Below are 4222 nucleotides of genomic sequence, written 5' to 3'. Positions count from 1 at the left end.
GATCAGTATGTTTTTTTGCTCTGATCGCCCAAGGGCGACCGTCGCAGAAATTTTATTGCCGCGTTCGGAACGCGTCAATAATTTTTGTTGACGTTTTGCTGTTCAGTTTTCAAGGTTCATCATTGCAGGCTGTCGTTTGAGACAACTTTATTAGTATACCTATTTCACAAATCATTGTCAACCACTAATTTTCTTAGCGACATTTCCAATGCCATTGCTTTAATTGGCAACTTTTTTATTTTATATCACCTCGAACTTCAAGTCAACAATTATGTTTAACTTTTTAAAAGTCGTTTTGAGGACATTTACTAATATACCAGCCCCCATATTCTAAGTCAACACTTTCCAGGAAGAAAAGTTATATTTAAAAAACAATTTCTCTCAAGATAGCCATCCAGTGCTGAAAGAAATATCAACTGCTTCTATACTCCTTCGCTATTGCAGCATCCCCCCGCTCTTTAATTAAATAAAACCAGCATGCCGTCTCATCACGAGACAGTAAGCTGGTTTTATTCATTAGCGTTTTTTTGTAGATGGTTGCGCCGCAGCTTTGCGCGCCGCTCGCCGCTCTTCAAGTTTTTGCCGGTCAATATCTGACTGAGCGTTATACTTCGGCAACACTAACAGTTGATAAGCATTCACCGCTAAAAACGGGAACAGCAACAAAGTTACCCAGCTGTCGATGTTTCCGGCTTCCACCATCAAGGCTGGCAGCCACTCTAAAGTCGTTACTACGATCATAAAGAACAAAGCTGAAATGAAAGTAGATTTAGTTGTCCACTTTGCTTTAAGGCGAGCCGTTACTAAAGCTGTTGCAATCAATATGATCAGCAGCACAGCGTATAACCATTTCTGTCCAACCGACTCTGCGTTTGGCGCAAAGCGGAATACGATCAAGTCAAAAATCACCAGCGCTATAATTAAAAGCTGCACCCAATTCCAAAGCCGCAGCGTTCGGAACATGTTCATCCCAAACTGGTGAATCGTTAAATAAGCAAAGAAGCCCATCTGCGCAATCAAACTCATTGTTGCTCCTACGACAATCATCCACACAAAGCCCGCAAGAAATTCGCCCCACTGGCCATTTTGAAAGGCTTCGGCAAAAATATCATTCCAACGGATGAACAAACCAAGTATCCCTGTTATCAATCCGCCTATTAAAATTGCATTTATAGAAAACTTTACCCAATTTCGTATTGTCACTTGAATGCCTCCGTTATTTAAAGTTCTTTAATGATTGTAACAATCGAGAGACAAAAAAGCCATTGGCCGAACGCTGCAGATGTGAACAAACCTTGAAGGTCCGCGGATTTCCGGGACAGTTCGGGCACTCTCGACATCCCACATCCTTTAATGATGGAATAATATTTAATAAAAAAGTCCGGTAACCTCTTAATTGAGGTTCCGGACTTCATACTCGCTTACTTTTGCGCAAATTGTTTTAAGATCTGCTGGGCAATCTCTTCATAGATCTTTCCTGTTGGGTGGTCAGCCGCGTAAACAGATGGGGCGAAGTCGACTTCGTTCCAATCCGGCTGGCCAAGCGGAATTTGCCCGAGCAAAGGCGCTTGCAATTCTTCCGCAAGTTTTGGTCCGCCGCCTTGCCCAAATAGATATTCCTTCGTACCATCTTTGCTTTCGAACCACGCCATGTTTTCTACGACGCCTAGCACTTCATGATCGGTTTGCAATGCCATTGCCCCGGCACGCGCAGCAACGAATGCCGCTGTTGGATGCGGAGTTGTAATGACGATTTCTTTTGAAGCCGGCAGCATTTGGTGGATATCAAGCGCTACGTCCCCTGTTCCTGGCGGCAAGTCCAATAGAAGGTAATCCAAGTCACCCCATTCGACGTCGCGGAAGAATTGGTCCAACACTTTCCCAAGCATCGGACCGCGCCATACGACTGGCATATTATCTTCCACGAAAAAGCCCATGGAGATAACTTTCACGCCAAAACGCTCAACGGGGATGATCGTATTGCCGCGCACGACCGGCGATTGATCAATTCCCATCATATCCGGTACGCTGAATCCGTAGATATCGGCATCAATCAAGCCGACTTTTTTACCAAGGCGCGCAAGTGCGACGGCCAAGTTGACAGAGACCGTTGATTTCCCGACTCCGCCCTTGCCGCTCGCGATTGAAATAAATTCCACTTTGTTTAAAGGTGACAGCAAATCTTGCGCTTCTGCAGATGTTGCCTGCCCACGGAATTGAGACAGCGCTTCTGGCGCTAATTCTTCAAAACGGATGCCAACTGAATCCGCTCCCGCTCCTTTGAGGATTTCTACAACTTTCATCTGCAGCTGCATTTGCTCAGGCGTATTCGTTTTTGCAATTGCCAGCTTCACGCTGACATGGTTTTTTTCTTCTTTAATCTTCACAGATGTGATGCCATTTGTTTCAGTCAGCGATCTATGTAAAAAAGGATCTTCTAACGCTCCCAGTAATTCGCGTACTTGCTGTTCATTTAACATAGTCAACCACTCCTTAGGTCTTTTGCTCACCGTACAGTATAACATAGAGACTTCTATTTTAACTCTATTCAGTCTTCGGGCTTTTTGAAAATAAAACCCTCTTCTCTAGAGAGAAAAGGGTTCAGCTGCTGCTATTTGTCTTCAACGTTTGATCGCTTGCTTTTGCTTTACAGCTTGGGCTAAGGTGCTGTACACTTCAATGTCCTGAAATTTAATGCCGAGATGAACAGCGGTTTGCGCAATATCCGGACGGATTCCAGAAAGAGACGTTTTTACGCCGATCAAATTCAATCCTTTGATCATCTGAAAAATTTGATGGACGACCATTGTATCGATGACCGGTACTCCCGATAAATCGATAAACAATCTCTCAAGGCCGTGTTTGGCGCTTTTTTGCAGCGTATTTTCAAACATCACTTTGGCCCGATAAGACGTGATCTCGCCAATCAACGGCAACAATCCGGTTTTTTCTGCCAAAATAATGATTGGTGAGCTGAGCTCAATGATCATTTGCTGTTGCGCATTCAACTTTTCTTCAGCTGCCATCGCGTTCTCATGGCTAAACCGTAAGATGATTTCATTAACCGCTGTCACGATGTCCCGTTTCCATTCGGTTAACTGGTTGGGCGTGACCTCGTCTTTGTACAGAACTCCATATTCTTCTACAAGGTTTAAATATTGTTCTTGCGTCCGGAAAAATTCTCGGATAATATCTGTGATGGGAGTGGCCAAATGCGCTTCATCTTTGGCAATTTCTGTGACCCACTCTTGAAAGCTATCGAGAAACACTTGTTTCTCTTTATTAAAAATCGAACAGAAGTTTACATGAAAGTCATGGTTCTGTTGTTTTAGTGCTTTAATCGTTTTGGAATCTTGGGAACCATAGACGCCTTCATGGCTTTGATCAAGAGTTGCGTACCATTCTTCCGTTAAATCCGATGTTTTCTCCATAAAATATTCATACAAACTGACCATCTTTTTCTCCTTCTGTGGATAGAGCCAGCATTTCCGAGGCTCTCCACTCCTATAAACTAAAAAATTACTGACAAGAAAATACTTTTATTTTTTCATCATATAACATTAAGGGCTAATTTGCATGTTTCGTCTGTGTTCTTTGCACCTATTCTCTTGTTTGCGATTTTCCGAACTATATTTCATTTTTATATCATTTTTCTGCTTTTCTGCCGCAGTTCTTGTGGATATGGTATTGTGGAGACTATCCAAAGTTTTGGATTCTTTCAGACTTTTCTTAGTCCCTTTCCAAATAGCAGAAAGGAGCGTGCAAAATGTCATTTGAAAGCATAAGGGAATTGCTGGAAACGGTTTGTTTTTATCACACCGTCAACATTACCCAAACGTTCAGCAAAGAAGACCAACCGTTATTCTCGGTGGTCTGCCTAAAAAACACGTCTACTTTAGAGGTGAAAAATCTCCAAACAGAAACAGTTGAACAGTTTACCTCCGTAGATCAAGCAGCAAGTGCAATCGAAAGAGAAATCGGTTCTTACCACATTGCCTAAACGCTTTTTCCAACCTCCCTAATTCTAGGGAGGTTTTTTAATCTAACTGCACATAAAAAAGCCCTCTTCTCGCAATGAGAAAAGGGCTTTTGTTGAATATTAACGTTTTGAGAACTGAGGTGCGCGACGAGCTGAACGAAGACCTGGTTTTTTACGTTCTTATATGCTGCCGAAATACCCAATAATATTGAGTGATATAGGGTGTTTCAAAGCACTAAAAGC

The 4222-nt window shown here is 42.7% G+C and carries 4 protein-coding genes and 1 pseudogene; 1 reads left to right on the top strand and 4 read right to left on the bottom strand.

Annotated elements, in window-relative coordinates; all coding sequences use genetic code 11:
- Positions 1 to 516 precede the first annotated feature (516 nt).
- The 3 genes from ACRRQV_RS18010 to ACRRQV_RS18000 form a co-directional block, all read right to left on the bottom strand.
- Positions 517 to 1203 (bottom strand): KinB-signaling pathway activation protein, encoded by a 687-nt coding sequence (locus ACRRQV_RS18010; protein WP_432533672.1) that lies wholly within the window; start codon positions 1201 to 1203, stop codon positions 517 to 519.
- Positions 1204 to 1421: 218 nt separating this feature from the next.
- A complete protein-coding gene (locus ACRRQV_RS18005; RefSeq protein WP_432533669.1) occupies positions 1422 to 2480 on the bottom strand; it encodes an Mrp/NBP35 family ATP-binding protein in 1059 nt (352 codons plus the stop codon).
- 141 nt (positions 2481 to 2621) lie between these two features.
- The gene (locus ACRRQV_RS18000) at positions 2622 to 3431 is read right to left on the bottom strand and encodes an STAS domain-containing protein (RefSeq protein WP_432533667.1); all 810 of its coding nucleotides are present in this window, start codon (positions 3429 to 3431) and stop codon (positions 2622 to 2624) included.
- 335 nt (positions 3432 to 3766) lie between these two features.
- Between ACRRQV_RS18000 and ACRRQV_RS17995 the strand changes: the two genes are divergently transcribed.
- Positions 3767 to 4000, top strand: a complete 234-nt coding sequence (locus tag ACRRQV_RS17995; protein ID WP_432533664.1) for a hypothetical protein — start codon at positions 3767 to 3769, stop codon at positions 3998 to 4000.
- 99 nt (positions 4001 to 4099) lie between these two features.
- Here the strand turns inward: ACRRQV_RS17995 and rpsI are convergent.
- A pseudogene (gene rpsI, locus ACRRQV_RS17990) lies at positions 4100 to 4159 on the bottom strand (30S ribosomal protein S9); the annotation flags it as partial.
- Positions 4160 to 4222: the final 63 nt, after the last annotated feature.

The sequence above is a fragment of the Planococcus sp. YIM B11945 genome (assembly GCF_050864155.1).
Taxonomy (GTDB): Bacteria; Bacillota; Bacilli; order Bacillales_A; family Planococcaceae; genus Planococcus.
Note: the sequence above shows the minus strand (reverse complement) of the source record. Positions and strands in the feature narration are given on the sequence as shown.

Coding starts and splice junctions, on each gene's coding strand:
- ACRRQV_RS18000 (WP_432533667.1), bottom strand. CDS start 3,431: ATGGAGAAAACATCGGATTTAACGGAAGAATGGTACGCAACTCTTGAT.
- ACRRQV_RS17995 (WP_432533664.1), top strand. CDS start 3,767: ATGTCATTTGAAAGCATAAGGGAATTGCTGGAAACGGTTTGTTTTTAT.
- ACRRQV_RS18005 (WP_432533669.1), bottom strand. CDS start 2,480: ATGTTAAATGAACAGCAAGTACGCGAATTACTGGGAGCGTTAGAAGAT.